Source organism: Achromobacter pulmonis, assembly GCF_902859765.1.
Lineage (GTDB): Bacteria > Pseudomonadota > Gammaproteobacteria > Burkholderiales > Burkholderiaceae_B > Achromobacter > Achromobacter pulmonis.
On record NZ_CADIJV010000052.1, the window covers coordinates 1 to 20,059 of the forward strand.

The 20,059-nt window shown below is 69.6% G+C and carries 18 protein-coding genes and 2 riboswitches; of the genes, 11 read left to right on the forward strand and 7 right to left on the reverse strand.

The features are described from left to right. Positions 1-131: 131 nt before the first annotated feature. A complete protein-coding gene (locus HV701_RS25200; protein WP_175135730.1) occupies positions 132-935 on the forward strand; it encodes an aspartate dehydrogenase in 804 nt (267 codons plus the stop codon). 40 nt (positions 936-975) lie between these two features. Here the strand turns inward: HV701_RS25200 and HV701_RS25205 are convergent, their stop codons facing one another. Then, on the reverse strand, positions 976-2,820 hold the full coding sequence (locus HV701_RS25205; protein WP_175135731.1) for an ABC transporter ATP-binding protein/permease: 1,845 nt from the start codon (positions 2,818-2,820) through the stop codon (positions 976-978). Between the two features lie 108 nt (positions 2,821-2,928). After that, positions 2,929-3,816 (reverse strand): LysR family transcriptional regulator, encoded by an 888-nt coding sequence (locus tag HV701_RS25210; RefSeq protein ID WP_175135732.1) that lies wholly within the window; start codon positions 3,814-3,816, stop codon positions 2,929-2,931. 103 nt (positions 3,817-3,919) lie between these two features. Here HV701_RS25210 and HV701_RS25215 point away from each other — a divergent pair, with 103 nt between their 5' ends. From HV701_RS25215 to HV701_RS25230, 4 genes are all read left to right on the forward strand, one after another. Beyond that, entirely contained in the window at positions 3,920-4,783 is an 864-nt protein-coding gene (locus tag HV701_RS25215) for an amidohydrolase family protein (RefSeq protein ID WP_175135733.1), read from the forward strand. Further along, positions 4,780-5,769: a tripartite tricarboxylate transporter substrate binding protein gene (locus tag HV701_RS25220; RefSeq protein WP_175135734.1), complete on the forward strand. Its 990-nt coding sequence runs from the start codon at positions 4,780-4,782 to the stop codon at positions 5,767-5,769. Before HV701_RS25215 ends, HV701_RS25220 begins: the two co-directional genes overlap by 4 nt. A 134-nt stretch (positions 5,770-5,903) precedes the next feature. Next, a complete protein-coding gene (locus HV701_RS25225) occupies positions 5,904-7,598 on the forward strand; it encodes a putative bifunctional diguanylate cyclase/phosphodiesterase (RefSeq protein WP_244957826.1) in 1,695 nt (564 codons plus the stop codon). A 50-nt stretch (positions 7,599-7,648) separates the two neighbouring features. Then, positions 7,649-8,029 (forward strand): RNA-binding S4 domain-containing protein, encoded by a 381-nt coding sequence (locus HV701_RS25230; protein ID WP_175135735.1) that lies wholly within the window; start codon positions 7,649-7,651, stop codon positions 8,027-8,029. A 22-nt stretch (positions 8,030-8,051) separates the two neighbouring features. Here HV701_RS25230 and ppk2 read toward each other — a convergent pair whose 3' ends face one another. Continuing rightward, complete coding sequence (gene ppk2 / locus HV701_RS25235; RefSeq protein WP_175135736.1) at positions 8,052-9,284, reverse strand: polyphosphate kinase 2; 1,233 nt, start codon at positions 9,282-9,284, stop codon at positions 8,052-8,054. A 218-nt stretch (positions 9,285-9,502) separates the two neighbouring features. On the opposite strand from ppk2, the gene HV701_RS25240 reads away from it, so the two are divergent. Continuing rightward, the gene (locus tag HV701_RS25240) at positions 9,503-9,946 is read left to right on the forward strand and encodes a hypothetical protein (RefSeq protein ID WP_175135737.1); all 444 of its coding nucleotides are present in this window, start codon (positions 9,503-9,505) and stop codon (positions 9,944-9,946) included. Positions 9,947-9,998: 52 nt separating this feature from the next. Continuing rightward, complete coding sequence (locus HV701_RS25245) at positions 9,999-11,066, forward strand: hypothetical protein (RefSeq protein ID WP_175135738.1); 1,068 nt, start codon at positions 9,999-10,001, stop codon at positions 11,064-11,066. A 36-nt stretch (positions 11,067-11,102) separates the two neighbouring features. Here the strand turns inward: HV701_RS25245 and HV701_RS25250 are convergent, their stop codons facing one another. Then, on the reverse strand, positions 11,103-11,528 hold the full coding sequence (locus HV701_RS25250; RefSeq protein WP_175135739.1) for a CopD family protein: 426 nt from the start codon (positions 11,526-11,528) through the stop codon (positions 11,103-11,105). 91 nt (positions 11,529-11,619) lie between these two features. Further along, positions 11,620-13,026, reverse strand: a complete 1,407-nt coding sequence (locus HV701_RS25255; protein ID WP_175135740.1) for a spinster family MFS transporter — start codon at positions 13,024-13,026, stop codon at positions 11,620-11,622. Positions 13,027-13,188: 162 nt separating this feature from the next. Here HV701_RS25255 and HV701_RS25260 point away from each other — a divergent pair, with 162 nt between their 5' ends. From HV701_RS25260 to HV701_RS25270, 3 genes are all read left to right on the forward strand, one after another. Continuing rightward, positions 13,189-14,181, forward strand: a complete 993-nt coding sequence (locus HV701_RS25260; RefSeq protein WP_175135741.1) for an AraC-like ligand-binding domain-containing protein — start codon at positions 13,189-13,191, stop codon at positions 14,179-14,181. Positions 14,182-14,290: 109 nt separating this feature from the next. Further along, a complete protein-coding gene (locus HV701_RS25265; protein ID WP_175135742.1) occupies positions 14,291-15,388 on the forward strand; it encodes an NAD/NADP-dependent octopine/nopaline dehydrogenase family protein in 1,098 nt (365 codons plus the stop codon). Positions 15,389-15,390: 2 nt separating this feature from the next. After that, positions 15,391-16,380, forward strand: a complete 990-nt coding sequence (locus HV701_RS25270; protein WP_175135746.1) for a 3-hydroxybutyryl-CoA dehydrogenase — start codon at positions 15,391-15,393, stop codon at positions 16,378-16,380. Between the two features lie 30 nt (positions 16,381-16,410). On the opposite strand, the gene ampC is transcribed toward HV701_RS25270, so the two are convergent. Then, positions 16,411-17,655 (reverse strand): class C beta-lactamase, encoded by a 1,245-nt coding sequence (gene ampC / locus HV701_RS25275; RefSeq protein ID WP_254595252.1) that lies wholly within the window; start codon positions 17,653-17,655, stop codon positions 16,411-16,413. Positions 17,656-17,790: 135 nt separating this feature from the next. Further along, positions 17,791-17,880, forward strand: a riboswitch (glycine riboswitch). Position 17,881: 1 nt separating this feature from the next. Continuing rightward, a riboswitch (glycine riboswitch) is annotated at positions 17,882-17,968 on the forward strand. A 44-nt stretch (positions 17,969-18,012) separates the two neighbouring features. Here ampC and HV701_RS25280 point away from each other — a divergent pair. Then, positions 18,013-19,242: a D-amino acid dehydrogenase gene (locus tag HV701_RS25280; RefSeq protein WP_175135743.1), complete on the forward strand. Its 1,230-nt coding sequence runs from the start codon at positions 18,013-18,015 to the stop codon at positions 19,240-19,242. A gap of 139 nt (positions 19,243-19,381) precedes the next feature. Here the strand turns inward: HV701_RS25280 and HV701_RS25285 are convergent. After that, a partial coding sequence (locus HV701_RS25285; protein ID WP_175135744.1) for a LysR substrate-binding domain-containing protein occupies positions 19,382-20,059 on the reverse strand: 678 nt, incomplete at its 5' end.

Sequence of the window (20,059 nt, forward strand, 5' to 3'; positions counted from 1 at the left end):
CGGCGGCCCGCGCCAATTGACGCCCGCCCGCCCCCTCGCTACAGTGACCGCCGACCCTGGCCGGCCCTGCCGCCGCCGGCCGGCCTGCCAACCTCGCGGCGCGCCGCGATCCCTTTTCTTCCGGATTCCTCATGAATAGCTACCGTGTCGGCATCGCCGGCTTCGGCGCCATCGGCCAGGCCGTGGCGCAATCCCTGGATGCCGGCCTGCCCGGGCTGACGTTGGCCGCCGTGGCGGTGCGCGACCCCCGCGCCGCGCCCGCCGTGGCGTGGCGCACCGCCAGCCCGCGGTTCACCACCCTCGGCGACCTTGCCGGGCATTGCGACGTCGTCGTCGAATGCGCCCCCGCCGCCGTGTTCCGCGAACTGGCCGAGCCGGTGCTCAAGGCCGGCAAGAAGCTGGTGGTGCTGAGCGCCGGCGCGCTGCTGCGCCACGACGACCTGATTGAGCTGGCGCGCCGCCACCAGGGCCAGATCCTGGTGCCTTCCGGCGCCATCCTGGGCCTGGACGCGATCACCGCCGCCGCCGAGGGCGAGATCCACTCGGTGACGATGATCACGCGCAAGCCGGTGCGCGGCCTGCTGGGCGCGCCCTACCTGACCGACAACAACATCGACATCGACGGCATCACCGAACCGCGCCTGATCTTTCGCGGCTCGCCGCGCGAAGCGGCGGCGGGCTTTCCGGCCAACCTGAACGTGGCCGTGAGCGTGTCGCTGGCCGGCATCGGCCCGGACCGCACCACCCTGGAGATCTGGGCCGACCCGTCGCTCGAGCGCAACGTGCACCGCGTCGAGGTGGTGTCCGATTCGGCCTCGTTCTCGATGGAGATCCAGAACATCCCGTCGGCCAATCCCAAGACCGGCCGCATCACCGCGCAAAGCGTGATCGCAGCGCTGCGCAAGCTGACCAGCCCGCTGCGGGTCGGCACCTGAGCCCGCGCCTCGCACCCGGCCAGCGGCGACACGGACGCCGCTAGGCCGCCGCCAGGCCGCGCGGCGGCGCCGGGTCGATCACGTCCGTCGCGTCCATGGCGGCCACCGCCCAGCCGCCCGCGCCATCCAGGTCCAGCCGGTGCGTATGGAAGGCGTCAAGCGTGCTGCGATGGCCGACGCTGACCAGCATGGCCTGCGGCAAGTGCTCGCGCAGCAGGCCGTAGAGCATGTGCTCCAGCCCTTCATCGGTGGCCGAGGTCGCCTCGTCCAGGAATACGATGGCGGGCCGGTTGAACAGCACGCGCGCGAACGCCACGCGCTGCTGTTCGCCGATGGACAGGATGCGCGACCAGTCGGCCTCGTGCTCAAGCCGTCCGGCCAGGTGGCCCAGGTTCACTGCGCGCAACGCCGCCGCCAGGCGCGCATCGTCGTCGGCCCTGGCATGTCCCGGGTAGGCCACGGCATCGCGCAGCGTGCCCAGCGGCAGATAGGGACGCTGCGACAGGAACAGCGCCGCCGTGCCCTGCGGCCGCCGCACCACGCCCCGCGCATAGGGCCACAGGCCCGCCAAGGCGCGCAGCAACGTGGTCTTGCCGCTGCCGGAAGGCCCCTTGATCAGCAATGCCTGCCCCGGCCGCAACGCCAAGTCCAGATGCCGCAGCAGCACGTGGCCATCAGGACGCGACACCTCCAGGCTGGCGATCTCCAAGGCGTCGGGCAAGGGTTGCGCCTCGATCGCCGGCAGCGCCCGCGCCGCCGCGTTGGCGTCGAGAAAGCCCGCCAGGCGGTTGAGTGTGGCGCGGTACTGCGCGAAGGCATCGTAAGAGGTGCGGAAAAATGACAGCGAATCCTGCACCTGCCCGAACGCCTGCGACGTCTGCATTACGTCGCCCAGCTTGATCGCGCCGCTGAAAAAGCGCTGCGCCTGCAGCAGAAACGGAAACACCACCGCCACCTGGCTCACCACCAGGTTGAAGCCATCGAACTTCAGCCCCCGGTAGACCCGCGCCCACAGGTTGGCGATGTAGGCCGAAAAGCGCGTCCACAGCGTGCGCCGCTCGACCGCCTCGCCCTGATAGAACGCGACGTTCTCGGCGTTCTCGCGCAGGCGCAGCAGCGCATAGCGGAAGTTGGCGGTGAGGCGTTCGGACAGGAAGTTCAGCAGAATCAACGGCCGGCCGATGCGAAAGGCGAACAGCGTGGCGACAATGACATACAGGTACACCATGAAGACCATGGCGCGCGGAATCTCCACGCCGGCCACGTCCAGTGCGCCGGACAGGTTCCACAGGATGGCGGTGAACGCCACCAGCGACACCACGGCGCTGAGCGCGCCGATCGCCAGCGTGCGCGAGCCGGTCACGAACGCGGCGATGTCCTGTTCGATGCGCTGGTCGGGGTTGTCCACCGGCTCATCGACGAAATGGCCGCGATAGTAGGCGCGCGCGTCGAGCCAGTCGCCGGTCAGGCGGTCGTTGAGCCAGACGCGCCAATGGATGTCGAAGGCCTGGCCGGCGTAGCTGTCGATCAGCGTGCGCACCACGTGCACCGTCGCCAGCACCGCGAAAATGCCGAGGAAATGCCAGAACGCGTTCGCGTCGAGCGCCTGCAGGGCGCTGTAGAAGCCGTTGTACCAGAACGAGAACAGCACCGTCATGCGGACCGCGAACATCGCCAGGAACAGCAGCGCGGCCAGCGTCAGCAGCGGGCGCCAACTGCGGCGCGGCGTCAGGTAGGGCCAGGCCAGGCGCCAGAACTTGCGCCCCCAGTCGGTCCCGCGCGACAGCGCGAATGCGACCAGCGCCAACGCCACGGCGCTGATGCCGAATGCGCGCGCCATCCACAGCGCGCTTTGCCACAACTGCTGCTGCCAGTCCAGATCCATGAACCGCCCCTCTGACGTTGTTTCTGTTTAGAACGTCAGGGGCGCCGCGGTTCCGGCGAAAACGCCGTCTTAAGCGTGGCTTAAGTGTGCGTCGGACGGATTGAACGCTCAGTCGCCGCCCAGGTCCAGATTGGCGAACAGGTCCGCCAGCGTCGGCACCGAGCGGGCCGGCCAGATGGCGCTCAGGTCGAAGCTGGGCAGGCGCTCGCCATCGCGCACTTCGCAAAAGCGCACGCCCCGGAAATCCATCGACCGGATCCAGCTGGGCAGCAGCGCCACCCCACAGCCGCCGGCCACGCAGGCCAGCACGGTGAGCGTGCGGTTGGCCTCCTGCGCCACATGGGCGTCATGGCCGCCCTTGCGCATGGCATCGAGGATGTCGGCGTAGAACGCCGGCAGCTGCGACTGCGGATACATCACCAGACCCGCCTGCGCGATCTGCGCCATCGACACCTGGCCGTCGGCGGCCACGTCGAACTCGTCCGGCACCGCCGCCACCAGCCGCTCGCGCAACAGCTGGCGCTCGCGCATGCGGCCGCCCAGCGCCACCGGCGTGTGCATCAGGCCGATGTCGATCTCGCCGGTCTGCAGGGCCTCGGCCTGCTCGGCGTTGCTCATCTCGCGCAGGATCACGCGCACGCCGGGCGCCTGCCGCCGCAGTTCGCGCAGTGCCCGTGGCAAGGTGTTGAACAGCGCCGAGGACACCAGCCCCACCGTCAGTTGGCCGGCGCTGCCGCGGCCGATCTCGCGGGCGCGGCGCGTGGCGGCGTCGATGCGGGCGATGCTGGCGCGCACGTCCTCCAGGATGGCCAGCGCCGCCGGCGTGGGCGAGGAACCCTGACGCGAGCGTTCGAACAGGCGCACCCCCAAGTCCTTTTCCATGCGGCCCAGCGCCTGGCTCAGGGCCGGCTGGGCAATGCCCAGCCATTCCGAGGCGCGGCTGACGCTGCCGTGGTCGACCACGGCGAGGAAGTAGCGCAGGTGCCGGGTTTCCATATCAATCCAATATGAATAAAGCAGTTTCACAGAATAGAAAACTATACCCCTTCTGCCTAGAATTCCGCTCATAGAACCCGACAGCTGCGCACCCCATTGGGGCATGCACAGCACCTCGCAGGAGACAGCCTTGCCCCCACCGGTCACCGGCCCCGCCGTCGACGCCCACGCCCATGTCTTTCACCAGGGCCTGGCGCTGGCGGACACGCGCCGCCACACGCCCGACTACGATGCCACGCTGGCCCAATATCTGGGCCTGCTGGATGCGCACGGGCTGTCGCACGGCGTGCTGGTGCAGCCCAGCTTCCTGGGCACCGACAACAGCCACCTGGTCGAGGCGCTGCGCGCCGCGCCGGCGCGGCTGCGGGGCGTGGCGGTGGTGGACCCCGCCATCGACGATGCGGCGCTGCGCGCGCTGGCCACGGCCGGCGTGGTCGGCATCCGCCTGAACCTGATCGGCCTGGCCCTGCCCGACCTGGCCGCGCCCGCCTGGCGTCACCTGCTCGAACGCATCAACGCGCTCGACTGGCATGTCGAGCTCCATCTGCAGGCCTCGCGCCTGGCCGATATCCTGCCGGCCCTACTGCGGGCCGGCTGCCGCGTGGTGGTCGATCACTTCGGCCGCCCCGATCCGGCGCTGGGCGTGGCCGACCCGGGTTTCCAGTACCTGCTGCGGCAGGCCGCCAGCGGCCAGGTCTGGGTCAAGCTGTCGGCCCCCTACCGCAACTGGAGCGGCCCGGCCTGTGCCACGTCCGGCCGCGAGGCCGCGCGGCAATTGCTGAATGCCTGCGGCCCCGCCCGCCTCATGTGGGGCAGCGACTGGCCCCATACCGAGCATCGCCACCTGGCGTCCTACCCCGCGGCCACGCAGTGGCTGGACGACTGGATCGACGACCCCGCGCAACGGCGCGCCGTACTGGCCGACACGCCATTGCGACTATTCCAATTCCAAGGAGACTCCCAATGACCCCTCTGTTCAAACGCTTCGCGCGCCGCGTCAGCCTGCTGGCCGCCGCCGGCATGCTGGCCGGCGCCGCAGGCGCGGCCAGCGCCGCCTATCCCGAGCGCCCCGTCACGCTGGTCGTGACCTATCCGCCCGGCGGCACGGTGGACGTAGTGGCCCGCCTGATCGGCCCCAAGCTGGCGGCCGAGCTGGGCCAGCCGGTGGTCATTGAAAACCGTGGCGGCGCCGGCGGCATGATCGGCGGCGCGGCGGTCGCCAAGGCCCAGCCCGACGGCTATACGCTGATGCTGGACGCCTCCAACCACGCGCAGAACGCGGCGCTGCACACCAAGATGCAGTTCGACACGTTGACCGCATTCGCGCCGGTGTCGTTGCTGCTGCGCGTGCCGAACGTGCTGGTGGTGACGCCGTCGTACGAAGTCAAGACCGTGGCCGACCTGATCCGCCTGGGCCAACCGGGCGCCAAGGAACCGGTCTACTTCGCCTCGGCCGGCCCCGGCTCGGCCCAGCACCTGGCCGGCGAATTGTTCAACCTGCTGGCCAAGACCCAGCTGCAGCACGTCGCCTACAAGGGCGGCGGCCCGGCCATGATCGACGTCATGTCGGGCCAGGTGCCGGTGATGTTCGCCAGCATGGGCTCGGCCTGGCAACACGTGAAGAACGGCAAGCTGCGCGCGGTGGCCGTGGGCGGCTCGGAACGCTCCAAGGCCGCGCCGGATCTGCCCACCATCGCCGAGTCGGGCGTGCCCGGCTACGAAACCTACGAATGGAACGCGGTGTTCGCGCCCGCCGGCACGCCGCCGGAAATCATCAACCAGGTCTCGCAGGCACTGGCCAAGGTGCTGAAGGATCCGCAGATCGCCGAGCAGCTCGCGGGCATCGGCGCCGAGCCGATCGGCTCGACGCCGGCCGAACTGGACACCTTCCGCCGCGCCGAGATCGAGAAATGGCAGCGCGTGGTCAAGGAAGCCGGATTGAAAATGGATTGAGAACGGACGGGCGCATGCCCGTCCGCCGGATTGCCGGTCTTGGGCGCCTCACGGGGCGCTTTTTTTGGTTTTACGGCGGCCTAGCGATGCGATAAAACAGCACATTGATCGTGCCCAGGGATATGCGCAACGAGATGAACCACGATAGCCACGACGCTTCCCCCTCCGCCGCCGCCATCGCGGCCGGCGCCGACGGCGCCACGCTCGACGCGCTCGCCGACGGCCTGCTGTCGCTGGACCGCGACTGGCGTGTCCGTTATCTCAACCCTGGCGCCGAACGACTGCTGCGACGCAGCAGGCCCGACCTGATCGGGCACGGCCTGTGGGACGCCTGTCCGGAGCTGGTCGGGACTGGCTACTACGACGCCTGCCGCGGCGCCCTGCAGACCGGCCGCCCCGCGAGCCACACCGGCTACCATGCGCCGCTGGCGAGCTGGTTCGAGGCGCGCGCCTTTCCGCATGACGGCGGCCTGCTGGTGCTGTTGCGCGATGTCTCGCGCGAACGCGAGGAAAGCGCGCAGCTCAGGTACCAGGCCAACCACGACTACCTGACCGGCCTGCCCAACCGGCGCCAGTGCATGGACACGCTCTCGACCGCCATCGCCGAGGCCGAGCCCGCGCTGGCCGCGCAGGGCGCCACGCTGGCGGTGCTGTTTCTGGATCTGGACCGTTTCAAGGAAGTCAACGACGCCTTCGGCCATGCCGAGGGCGACCTGCTGCTGTGCGACGTGGCCGAGCGCCTGCGCAGGTTCCTGACGCCCTCGATCTTCTGCGCGCGGGTCGGCGGCGACGAATTCCTGCTGGTCTTGCGCGGGACCAACGAGCGCGCGGCCGAGGCGCTGGCCAATTCGATCCTGAATTCGCTGGCGCGGCCCAGCGATATCCACGGCCGCTCGGTCTCGCTCGGCGCCAGCATCGGCATCGCCCTGATGAATGCCCCTGGCGAATCGGCCGAAATGCTGCTGAACTACGCCGACGCGGCCATGTACGCGGCCAAGTCGGCCGGGCGCTTCCAGGTACGGGTCTACCATCGCGAGCTGATGCAGGGCCTGGGCGCGCGCCTGTCGCTGCGCGGCGACATCCAGGACGCGCTGAACAACAACCAGTTCGAACTGCACTTCCAGCCGCAGATCAGCATGCACGACGCGTCGCTGTGCGGCGCCGAGGCGCTGCTGCGCTGGCGTCATCCGACCCGCGGGCTGCTGGCGCCGGCCGCGTTCCTGGACGTGCTCCTGGACTCGCCACTGGAGCCGGCCCTGACCGAGTGGGTGGCCAACGCCACCTGCCTGCACATCAGCGAATGGCTGGCCGAAGGCCTGCCGGTGCCGCGCATTTCCTTCAATCTGTCGGCGCGCCAGCTGGTGGCGCCGGATCTGGCGGACACCATCGTGCGCCTGGCCCGCAGGCACGGCGTGCCGCCGACGCTGCTGGACGTGGAAGTCACCGAGAATTCGTTGATGAGCGACGTGGAAAAGGCCTCCGCCATCCTGGCCGCGCTGCGCGAGGCCGGCATTTCGGCGTCCCTGGACGATTTCGGCTCGGGTTATTCGAGCCTGGCCTACCTGGCGCGCCTGCCGATCGATACGCTCAAGATCGACCAGTCGTTCGTCTGGGCGCTGGGCAAGGTCCCCACTGCCACTGCCGTGATCCGCGGCGTGGTGCGCCTGGCGCATTCGCTGGGCATGCGCACGCTGGCCGAAGGCGTGGAGACCGAGGCGCAACGCGAAATGCTGATCGAGGAAGGCTGCGATGCGATGCAGGGCTTCCTGTTCAGCCGCGCCCTGCCCGCCAGCGCCTTCGCCGCGCTGCTGCGCGACACGCCGGCATGACGCCTGCCGCTATCATGTGCGCTTGATGGCGCAATATCGCGATGGCGGCAATGGACAAGATACGGCTCGACAAATGGCTCTGGGCGGCGCGCTTCTACAAGACGCGCAGCCTGGCGGTGGATGAAATCGGCAAGGGCCGGGTGCAGGTCAATGGCCAGCCGGCCAAGCCGGCGCGCGAGGTCGGCCCGGGTGACCTGGTCAGCATCCGCAAGGAAGATCCGGCGCTGCACGTGCGCGTGGTGGCGGTCAGCGGCGTGCGCGGTCCGGCGCCGGTGGCGCGCCAGTTGTACGAGGAAACCCCGGAAAGCGTGGCCGCGCGCGCGCGCGCGGCCGAGATGCGGCGCCTGGCGCCCGAACCGGCGCTGGACATCGCGGCCGGCCGGCCGACCAAGCGCGACCGGCGCCTGATCGATCAGATGCGGGGCAAGTGAGGCGGCCGGCGCGGCGGGCCCGCTACAGCGCCCTTCCCACAATCAGCGGGTCCAGCGCCAGCTCCGGCAGGCCGCTCTTGCCTTCGTACGGCAGGCGGCTCAATACGTAGCGCATGGCGTTCAGGCGCGCGCGCTTCTTGCAGTCGGACTTGACCACGATCCAGGGCGCGTCGGCGGTGTCGGTGTGCGCGAACATCGCCTCCTTGGCGCGGGTGTAGTCGTCCCACTTGTCGAGCGAGGCCAGGTCCACCGGACTGAGCTTCCATTGCTTGAGCGGATGCACCTTGCGCTGCAGGAAGCGGCGGCGCTGCTCCTGCTGGCTGACCGAGAACCAGAACTTGACCAGGTGGATGCCGCTGGTGACCAGGTGGCGCTCGAAATCGGGCACCTGGCGCAGGAACTGCAGGTATTCGTCCTGCGAGCAAAAGCCCATCACGCGTTCGACGCCGGCGCGGTTGTACCAGGAACGGTCGAACATCACGATCTCGCCAGCGGTGGGCAGGTGCTGCACGTAGCGCTGGAAATACCATTGGCCGCGCTCGGTGTCGGACGGCTTTTCCAGCGCCACCACGCGCGCGCCACGCGGGTTCAAGTGTTCCATCATGCGCTTGATGGTGCCGCCCTTGCCGGCCGCGTCGCGGCCCTCGAACAGGATCACCACGCGCTGGCCGGTGGCCTTGACCCAGGCCTGCAGCTTCAGCAACTCGACCTGCAGGGCGTACTTCTGCTTTTCATAATTGCGCCGCAGCATGCGATGGCGGTAGGGATAAATGCCTTCGCGCCAGTCGGTCGCCAGTTCCTCGTCGGGATTACGGCGGGCGCCGCCGGCCTGCGCGTTGGCTTCGAGCAGCGCGCGCTGCACCGCGATCGCGTCATCGGGCGACAGTTCCTCGATCACCGAGCGCAACGCCGCGTGCGCCTCGCCGGAGTCGCCGACCCGATAGCGGCGGGCGATGTCGGCCAGCACCGCGGTGGTTTCCTGGCGCGCCGCGGTCGCGCGCGCATTGACGCGCTTGTGCGCCTGGATGGCTGGCTCGATGGCGGGCATGGCGGCGGGCGAGGCGGTGCCAGCCGCGGGCCGGCGCGCGGCGGTGGCGCCATTGGCGGCCACTGCCGCCTGGCCGGCCTTGGCGGCGCCGGACGCGCTGGACCGCGCCGCGCGGGCGGTGCGCTTGGCGGGACGTTGCGGACGCGTCGCGGCCTGGCCGTCGGCGGCCGGGTTCTGCTCGGAAACTTGCGGGGTCTTGTCTGTCATCAGTACTGTCCTTGCTGCGCGTGGGGGCGATGCCGGATGGCCAGGCAGTCGCCGGCGACCCGTCAGGAAAAACCTCAACCCTAACGCGCACCGCGACGCGCAGGATTGATGTGTATCAATGCTTGTAACAATCTTGCGGCAATCTCTCTTGCGCAGCGCCTGCCGGGACGCCATGGCCGCCGCTACACTGCAGCCATCGACGTTGCCCCTTCTGCCCTATGTGGTCGCTGCTCAGACGCCTGTTCGCCGGTCCGCCCGTCCCGCCCGATCCCTATGCCGAAACCATCCGCTTCGACGAAGCCGGCTTCACCCGCGCGCTCGGCCCGGATGGCGCGGGCGGCCGGCGCCAGTCCTGGCCCTGGAACGACATCTGCGAATTCGGCTTGCGCTTCACGCCGGCGCTGTTTCCGGACCCATGGTACGGCGACTACATGGAGAGCCTCTGGTACATCCGGGTACGCGACGCGGGCACGCTGATGGCGGTGGAGTTCAGCCTGGAGCACCTCGACCCCGATGCCTTGCCGGCGGCCCTGCTGCGGCACATGCCGGACCGGGACCCGCGCGCGCTGCGCGCGGGGCTGGCGGCCATCGCGCAAGGCCCGCGCCACTTCGCCGGCGAAGGCGAATGGATAATCTGGAAGCGTGAGCCGCATTGCGCCTGATACGCCCGCACTGTAACATCCAATACCAAATATTTCATTATCGCCGCCCATCGTGGACACGCGTAGAGAACCCACCCTGAGTCCGCCGGGCGCCGACACGCCGATCTTCGCGCCCCCCGCTCGCCCCGCAGCGCCACGGCCCAGCCCCGCGCTGCGCGCCGCCACCGGGTTCCTGTACATCGGCTTGTGGCTGGCCCTGCTGGTCCTCAGCGGCCGCAACACGCCGGCGCCGGGCGACGCCGCCGAAACGCTCAGCTACCGGATCGGCGCCGCGATCGGCTGCGCGCTGATGCTGCTGTTGCCGGCCATCGTCGCGATCCTGGCGCTGTCGCCGTTCAAGCGCCTGCGCACGCCGCTGCACCGCATGCGCATCGCGTTCGCCACCGGCCTGGTGCTGCTGGTGGCGGGCGCCGTCCTGGCCGGCCTGGGCGCCTATCGCGACGCGCAAAGGGCGACCGCCATGGCCGAGCTCCGCCGCACCGGCGAATGGATGCGCGCGGTGCTCGACGCGCCCGACAATCCGCCCGGCGATATACCGGACATCGACACCACGCCCAAGGCCCGTGGCATGTACGGCGAAATCGAGCGCGGCATGAAGATCATCCTGCGCCAGCGCGTGGCGCAGTACCGCGCCTACATGACGGAACTGGACGAGGCGCGGCTGTCCGAGCTGTTCATCCCCAACCGGCTCGCGCGCGACCGCGGCCTGATCGAGAGCCGGCTGATCCTGGAGCAAGCGCAACACGTGGTGCAGAAATACAGCCAGCAAAACCAGCGGCTGCTGGCGGACGTGCCCGCCATCCTCCGTTCGCTCGATCTGAGCGAGCAGCAGAAGAACCAGATGGTCGAGGGCGCGATCAAGGCGCGGCCGCGGCAGAAGGCCTCGCTGGCGCGCAACTGGGAACTGGAGCGCCAGATGCTGGACCAGTACGCGCAGATGATCAACCTGCTCGACGACAACCGCCGCTCGTGGCGCGTGGCGCGCAACGAGATCGTGTTCGATCGCGACAGCCTGCTCGACCGCTTCCGCGCCCATCAACTGGCCGTGCGCCAGTTGACCGCGGAACGCGCGCGGCTGGAAGCGCAGCAATTCGACAGCCTGATCTCGGCGCTGCGCTGACGCGGACGCCGCGGCGGCGCGGCCCGGAACATTCGTTCAGAATGGCTTGACCACCACCAGCGTCACGATCACCGCCGCCGCGATCACGGTGAACGGCGCGTACAGGTCCACCAACGGCGCGCGCCGGGCGCTGCCTTGCGCCTGGCGCCGCAGCGCCGCGCTCTGCACCCCGAGCAAGGCCGACAGCGCCAGCGCCAGCGCGATCTTGATCCAGATCCAGGTCATGGCGAACCAGCCGAACGTCACCGCCAGATGCAACCCGACCAGCCAGGCCAGCACCATCGCCGGCGTGGTCACGCACAGGGTCCAGCGGCGCAGCGCGCCCAGCATCTTGCGTTCCTTGGGCGCCTCGTCGCTGTCGGGCGGTTGCGACGACAGCAGGAACAGCGACACGAACAGGGAGCCGCACAGCCAGGCAACCACGGCGGCGACATGCAGCATTTTGAGAAGTTGGTAGGTCATGCGCGCGATTATCGCCCGAGCGGCGCGCGTCCGCGCTGAGCCGCCCGCCTGAGTTTGCGCGATGGCAAAGGCCGCGCCCGGCATCGGGACATCACAGCGTCTGCCCGACAGGCGCGCGGGCCGGCGCGGCCGGCGCCGGGACAGCCCGCGTGGCGCGCTCGCCCTCTTCCCGCGCCAGGCTGCGGCGGTACTTGCCGCAACCGGCCGCCAGCAGACCGATGCATGCCAGCGTGGCCACGCCGATCAGCAGCGACATGGAATGCCCGACCGCCGCCGGATTGTGGAACACCCGATCGGTCAACAGCGCCACCGCCGTGGTGCCCAGACCCAGCCCGACCAGGTTGGAGATCAGCAGGAACAGCGCCGACACCTGGGCCCGCAGTTGGTTGGGCGGCAGGATCTGCATGGCGGCGGTGGAAGTCGGCATGGGAAACGAAGCGAAGAACATCGCAGGCAACAGCAGGCCCACCGACAGCCACAACCCGTCCACCTGGGTAAAGGCCACGGCCGGCAGCGCCATGCCGATCGCGCCGATGACGCCGGCGCGCAGCGGCGCATCGTCATGGCCGCGCCGCGCCAGCCAGTCCATCAGCCAGCCGCCGCAGAAAACGCCGGCGGTGTTGGCCACCAGCACCACCGTGCCCAGCATGTAGCCCGCCTGCACCGGCGACAGGCCGAACTTGCGCATGTAGAAGGCCGGCGTCCAGCCCAGCAGGCAGAACAGGATCATGGCGTAGAACGAGAACCCCAGGTAATGACAGCAGAAGGTGCCGCGATGGTGGCCCAGGAAGCGGAACACGTCGCCAGCCGCCGGTTTCCGCACACCGCCGCCGGCATCGTGGCGCAGGCCCTTGCGCTGCGGGTCGCGCACGGTCAGCAGGATCAGCAACGCCACCAGCACGCCCGGCAGGCCGACGATGAAAAACGTCACTTGCCATGGCCGCAGCGCGCCCACCCCGGGCACATGCACACTGTCGACGCTCTTGAGCAGGTCGATGACGTAGCCGCCGATCAGGAACGCCAGGCCGCCGCCAATGAACGAGCCGATCGAATAGATGCCGACCGCGCGGCCAAGCTTGTGGCGCGGGAACATGTCGCTGAGCATGGAATAGGTGGCCTGCGACAGCGCGGCCTCGCCCACGCCCACGCCGATGCGCGCCAGGAACATCTGGCCGAAGCTCTTCGACAGGCCGCAGGCGGCGGTCGCCAGGCTCCAGAAGGCCACGCCGATGGCGATGATGCGGGGCCGCGACCAGCGGTCGGCCAAGAGCGCGATGGGAATGCCCATGAAGGCATAGAACAGCGAAAAAGCCAGCCCGTGCAGCAGGCTGAACTGGGTGTCCGAGAGCTGCAGGTCGCGCTTGATGGGCTCGATCATCAGGGCCAGGATCTGCCGGTCGACGAACGAAAATATGTACGCTAGCATGCAGATCAGGACGACATACCACTCATAGGCATAGCGCTTTTGCACCGCGTCGGTTCCGGTATCGCCCGTCATGTTTTTCCCTTGTATCGCAATGGGATCGCGCCGGCCGCGTCGAGGCGGCGGCGGCGTCCCGCTGTCTGGTTCGCCATTCCGATGGCTGCATCTGTTGTAGGCCTTTGCGCCGGCCGGCTCTATACCGGGCGCGCAACGGCTATTCCCGGGGCGCAGGAAAGCATGTTCCACGATACCTATCCGCTGCAACGCCATTGCCTGTTGAATTCGGGCAATCTCTCCGAGATCACCGACCAGGTCAGCCAGCACCTGTGGTCGCACCGCATGTGCGTGGCGCGCGGCGACCCGCTGCAATCGCGGCTGTACGGCGTGTTCTTCGGCAGCGCCGCGCTGTTCGACCTGCACTATGGCGCCGAGGTCGAGATCGACGCCGGCGACATCGCCCGCTATTACCTGGTGCGCGTCACGCTGCAAGGCGCCGGCCAGGTCACGCTGGGCAAGCGCAGCGCCGCCCTGCGCGAAGGCGGCCTGACCATCTCGTCGCCGTCCGAGCGCAGCATCCTGCGCATCGGCCAGGATTGCCGCAGCCTGATCCTGCGGGTCGAACGGCAAGCGCTGGAACGCCAGTTGCAACAGCTGCTGGAGCGCCCGCTCAAGCAGGCGCTGGTGTTCGACCTGGAGGCCGCGCCCGGCTCGGCCGGCCTGGCGGCGGTGCAGGAAACGCTGGCCTACCTGTGCCGGCTGTATCAGCATCCCGCCATCGAAGGGGTGACGCAGACGCTGGCGGCGGGCTTTTCCGATTACCTCATCTCGCTGCTGCTGATGCAGCTGCCACACAACTACTCCGAGGCGCTGCGCGCCGACCGGCGCCAGCCGCTGCCGCTGCACGTGCGGCGCGCACGCGACTACATCGAAGACCACATCGACGCGCCCATCGCGCTGCCCGAGCTGGCCGCGCATTGCGGCGTGTCGATCCGCACACTACAGAATGGCTTCACGCAATTCCTGCAGCAAAGTCCCAGCGACTACCTGCGCAACCGCCGCCTGGCGCTGGCGCACGCCGCGCTGGCCGAGGCGGGCGACGGCGACAGTGTCACCGACATCCTGCTGCGCTGCGGCGTGACCAGCTTCGGCCATTTCGCCACGCACTACCGCAAACGCTACGGCTGCCTGCCGTCCGACACGCTCAGGCGGCGCCGCGCCCGCGTCTGTTGAGGCGCGCGCCGCGCATTCCCTTGCCGATTCCGTATTCCGCTTGCGCCTGCCGCGCAGTCCGGCGCGCGCGCCGCCGCTAGCATCAAGGCTCTCTCGAAGGAGCTTGATCATGCGTATCGGGGTAATTGGAGGCGGCCACGGCTGCTACGCGGCGGCCGCCGACCTGGCGGAAAAAGGGCATCAGGTGCGGCTGTGGCGCCGCGATGCGGCGGCATTCGACAGCCTGCGCCGCGCCGGCGCCCTGGCCGTCACCGACTATCGCGGCACCCGCCATATCGCCTTGGGCGAAGCGCCCGGCCAGATCGAACTGGCGGCCGGCCTGGCCCGCGCCGCCGAAGACGCGCAACTGCTGGTGATTCCATTGCCATCCACCGCGCACGCGGCGCTGGCGCCCGAGCTGGCGCCGCACCTGCGCGACGGCCAGGTGGTATTCCTGCCTCCCGGCACCTTCGGCAGCTACCTGTTCGCCCGCGCCCTGCGCGACGCCGGCAATCCGGCCGAGGTCGCCTTCGCCGAGACCGGCACCCTGCCCTACCTGGCGCGCAAGCATGGCGACCGGGTCGTCATCAGCGCCTACGCCACGCGCCTGCCCACCGGGGTATTTCCGAGCCGGCTGGCCGGCCCGGCGTTGGAGACGCTGGCGCAGGCCTATCCCAGCATCGAGCCGGTCGAGGACGCGCTGTCCGGCGCCCTGATGAACGCCGGCCCGGTGATCCATCCGCCGCTGATCCTGATGAACGCCGGTCCGCTCGAACACTTCGAGCGCTGGGACATCCACAACGAAGGCACGCAGCCGTCGATCCGGCGCGTGACCGACGCCCTGGACGCCGAGCGCATCGCCATCCGCGCGGCGCTGGGCTACGCCGCGCCGCACTTCCCGCTGGCCGACCACTACGCCAGCGCGGGCGATGAGTGGATGTATGGCCGCGGCGCCCACGGCAAACTGACCGACAGCGGCGACTGGCGCGAGGCCATCGATCTGGCCACGCACCGCTACATGCTGGAGGACACGCGCCTGGGCCTGTCGTTGCTGGTGTCACTGGGACGCTGGGCCGGCGTACCCACGCCGGTGGCGCTAGGCCTGTTGAACGTGGCCGCTGCCGTGACCGGCCGCGACCTGTACGCCGAGGGCCGCACATTGGAGTCGCTGGGGCTGGCGCAGTTCTCGCGCGACACGATGGCCGCGCTACTGGCCCGGGGGGTATGAGCATGGACGGGACCTTGTGCGTGGCCGGCGCCGGCCGCATGGGCATCGGCATCACGCTGTCGTACATCCATGCGGGGCTGGACGTGACGCTGATCGACATCAAGCCGCGCGCCGCCCGCGCCGAGTATTTCGCCGCGGTGCAGGGCGGACTGCGGCGCGAAATGGCTACGCTGACGCGGCTGGGGCTGCTGGACGCGGCGCAGGCGGAAACCGCGCTGGGCCGGGTGCGGCTGGTCGCGCGCGACGAGGCGGCCGGCGATCTGGCCCGCGCCCGCGTGGTGTTCGAGGCCGTGCCCGAACAGCTGGACGTCAAGCGCGAGACCTTCGACTGGCTCGGCCGCGTCTGCGCGGCCGACAGCGTGATCGCCTCCACCACCTCGACTTTTCTCGTCACCGAGCTGGCCGGCATGGTGCCCGAGCCGGGGCGCTTCCTGAACGCGCACTGGCTCAATCCCGCCTGCCTGATCCCGCTGGTGGAAGTGAGCCCCGGCCCGCGCACCACCGCGGCTGCCTTGCAGGACCTGCTGGCGGTGTTGCGCCTGGCCGGCAAGACGCCGGTGCAGTGCGCGCCCGCCGCCGGCTACATCGTGCCGCGCATCCAGGCGCTGGCCATGAACGAGGCGGCGCGCATGGTCGAGGAAGGCGTGGCCAGCGCCGAGGACATCGACACCGCCGTGCGGCTGGGCTTCGGCCTGCGCTTCTCGGTGTTGGGCCTGCTGGAGTTCATCGACTGGGGCGGCGGCGACATTCTCTACTATGCCTCGCGCTACCTGTCGGGCGCGCTCGACGCGCGTTTCGCGGCGCCGCCCATCATCGAGCGCAACATGGAACAGGGCCGCAACGGCCTGCGCGAAGGGCAAGGCTTCTACGACTATGCCGGCGTGGATGTGGAGGCGTACAAGCTGCGGCGGCTGGGCGAGCTGTGCGCGCGGCTGGAGATCATGGGGTTGCTGCCGACCTTCGATGGCGCCAAGGCGGCCGCCGCATCCTGAAGGGCGGCCGGCGCCTCGGGTCCGTGGCGTTCAGGGCGCCAGCGTCTTCAACACCTGAAGCGCCAGCCGCACCCGCGCCTCGTTGGGATAGTTGCGGTTGGCCAGGATCACGATGCCGAGCTTGCGCGCCGGCACGAACGCCACGTAGGCGCCGAAGCCGTTGGTGGCGCCGGTCTTGTTGATCCACGCTGCCTGCTGCGGCGCCAGCGGCGGCCGCAGCGCCTTGACCGGCAGGGTCTCGAACGCGACCTGGGCGGAATTGCCGTGCACCAGGTCGTCGACCGACACCGGATAGCGGTACTGCTCCCAGATCAGATCCTGCGTCATCGCGCCCAACTGGTAGTAGCCGGTGTGGGTGGCGGCGATCGCGCGCCCCAGCCTGGCGTCGACCGGCGCGGTGCCCAGGTTGATCTCGACGAAATGCAGCATGTCGCGGGCGCTGGACTTCACGCCATAAGCCTCGTTGGCCAGCACGCCGGGATTCACGCGCACCGGCGCGTCCTGCTTGTCGTAGCCCTGGGCGTAGTCAGCCATTTTTCGTGGCGGCACCTCCAGGTAGGTGTCGCGCAGGCCCAGTTTGGGAAGCAGATCCTGCTCCAGCGCCGCGACGTAGGGCTGGCCCAATGCCCTCGCGGCCACCACGCCCAGCATGCCGATGCTGGGGTTGGCGTAGGTGCGCTTGGTGCCAGGCGCATACCGCGGCGTCCAGGCCTTGAGGTAGTCCATCAGTTGCGCCGTGTTCTGCACCGCGCCCGGCACTTGCAGGGGAAAGCCGCCGGCGGTGTGCGTGGCCAGGTTTACCAGCGTCAGCCTGGCGAATTCGCTGCCTTGCAGTTCGGGCAGCCATTTGGCGGGGCTGTCGTCCAGCGACAGACGGCCGCTGGCCTGCGCGTAGGCGGCCAGCGTGACGGTGAAGGTCTTGCTGATCGATCCCAGCTCGAACAGGGTGTCGCTGGAGACCGCGCGGCGCGGCTGGCGCGAGGCGTCGCCATAGTTGAAGAAGCGCTGCTCGCCGTTGTGGCTGACGCCGATGGCCATGCCGGCGATGCCGTACTGGCGCATGACCTCGGCCACGGCGGCGTCGACGGCAGCCGTGGCACGATCGGCCTTGGCGGGCATACCGGCTGCGGGCGTACCGGCTGCGGGCGTACCGGCCCTGGACGGCGCGGTGGCCGGGGAAGCCGTGGCTGGCGCCGCCAGCATGGCGGCCGGCGCCAGGGCCATCACCAGGGCGGAAATCAACAGGGAAATGCGGGGCGTTGCCGGAGCGCGCATGCGGGATCGTCCTATCGCTGGGGCCGGCCCGTGCCGGCGGAGTCGGCGCCCAGTGTAGAGCCAATCCCGCACCACCCTGGTATTAACCCTGGGTCCCGCGCGCGACGGATTTTGGCTATCCTCACCTCGTCGATTCAAAACCCCGCAGAAGAGTCCCGCCCCGTGGCGGGCGCCGACGGAGCAACCGCCCCGGAAACTCTCAGGCAACAGGACTGCGCGGTCTAGACAATCTGGAGAGAGGCGCCTGGCGCCCACCGAAGGGGAACCCGCGCCGCCGCGCCCGGGTGAAGCTCTCAGGTACAGAGACAGATGGGGTGCCACGATCATCGGGTCGTGGCCACGCCATCTGGAGCCATCATGCCCCGCATCGCCATCATCGGCGCCGGTATCACCGGCGTCACGTCCGCCTATGCCTTGAGCAAACTGGGCTACGACGTCACCGTCTACGACCGCCAGCGCTATCCCGCCATGGAGACTTCCTACGCCAACGGCGGCCAGTTGTCCGCCAGCAACGCCGAGGTCTGGAACAGCGCCGCCACCATCATGAAGGGCCTGCGCTGGCTCGGCCGCCATGACGCGCCGCTGCTGCTGAACCCGCGCCCGAGCTGGCACAAGTATTCGTGGCTGGCGCAGTTCATGGGGCAGATCCGCAACTACCGCCAGAACACCATCGCCACCACGCGCATGGCGATCGAGGCGCGCCGGCACCTGTATGCCATGGCCGAGGAAGAAGGCATCGATTTCGACCTGGAGCGCCGCGGCATCCTGCACATCTACCACGACGCCGCCAGCTTCGAGACCGCGCGCCGCGCCAATGCGTTGCTGCGCGAAGGCGGGCTGGATCGGCACGCGGTCACGCCGCAGGAAATCCGCGCCATCGAGCCCACGCTGCGCACGCCCTGCCACGGCGGCTTCTACACGCCGTCCGACGCCACCGGCGACATCCACAAGTTCACCAGTGGGCTGGCGCGAGCCTGCGTGCGCCGCGGCGTGCAGTTCGAGCAGGATGCCGACATCCGCGCCATCAGCCGCGACGGCCGGCCCTACGTGCTGGACGTCGCGCGCGAGGACGGCACGCGGCGCGAGCCGCACGAGACCGACGCCATCGTGATCTGCGCCGGCGCCGCCAGCCGCCGGTTCGCCAGGCAGTTGGGCGACCGGCTGAACATCTATCCGGTCAAGGGCTATTCGATCAGCGTGCACCTGGATGACGCCGATAGCCAGGACGCCGCGCCCAGCGTGAGCCTGCTGGACGAGGCCGCCAAGATCGTCACCAGCCGCCTGGGCGACCGCTTCCGCGTGGCCGGCACCGCCGAGTTCAACGGTTTCAACCTGGACATCCGCGCCGAACGCATCCAGCCGCTGGTGGACTGGACCCGCCGCCACTTTCCCGGCGTACGCACCGCGCGCGTGGTGCCGTGGTGCGGTCTGCGGCCGATGATGCCCGACATGATGCCGCGCGTGGGGCCAGGCAAGCGGCCGGGCGTGTTCTACAACACCGGCCACGGGCACCTGGGTTGGACGCTGTCGGCGGCAACGGCGCAAATGCTGGCGGTGAGCGTGCGGGAGGGCGTGGGACGGTCTTGAACCTGTTCCATGAGGCGATCGGCGCAACGGCGTACGCACACCTCGTTTGCGTCCATCGCCGGGACGTCACGTCCTAGCCGGCGCGCAGGCCAATGCGCCCCATCATCAGGCGCCATTTGTCGCTGGCGCGCCCCGCGGGTCAGGCGCTGGCAAGATGCTGCGCCGCTTGCCGCAGCCAGGTCCGCAAAGCCACCAGGCGCCGATCATCGGCGCTGCCCTCCGGGTACACCAGGTAATACGCGAAATCCGGCGCCATGCCGACCTCGCGGTCGAACAGCCTGACCAGCCGTCCGCTGGCCAGGTCGGCTTCGATCAGGGCCGGTTCCAGCAAGGCCACGGCGCTGCCGTCCAGCGCCGCCTGCGCCACGTGGCTGGAATCCGGAAAGGCCAGGCTGCGGCCATCGTCGAAGCCGGCAACGCCGGCGGCGGCCATCCAGGCTTTCCAATCGGGCCAGGCCATGCCGTCGACCACGCAGTCGATATGGCACAAGGGATAGTGCGCCAGGTCTTGCGGCGCGGCGATGGCCGGGCCGCTGGCGAGCAAGGCGGGGCTGGCGACCGGCGCCAGCGTCGTGGCGAACAGGCGGTCGGCCCGCGCCCCCGGGTAGCGGCCGGCGCCGAAGCGGATGGCGGCGTCGATGTCGTCGGCCTCGAAATCGCGTACCTGTTCGCTGATGTCGAAGCTCAGCTCCAGCTCCGGATGCGCGGCGCGCCAGCGCGCCAGGCGCGGCAGCAGCCAGTGGGTGGCGAAACGCGCCTCCAGCGACAGGCGCAGGTGGCCGGGGCCGCGCGCCATGCGGCGGGCGCGGCCGACGGC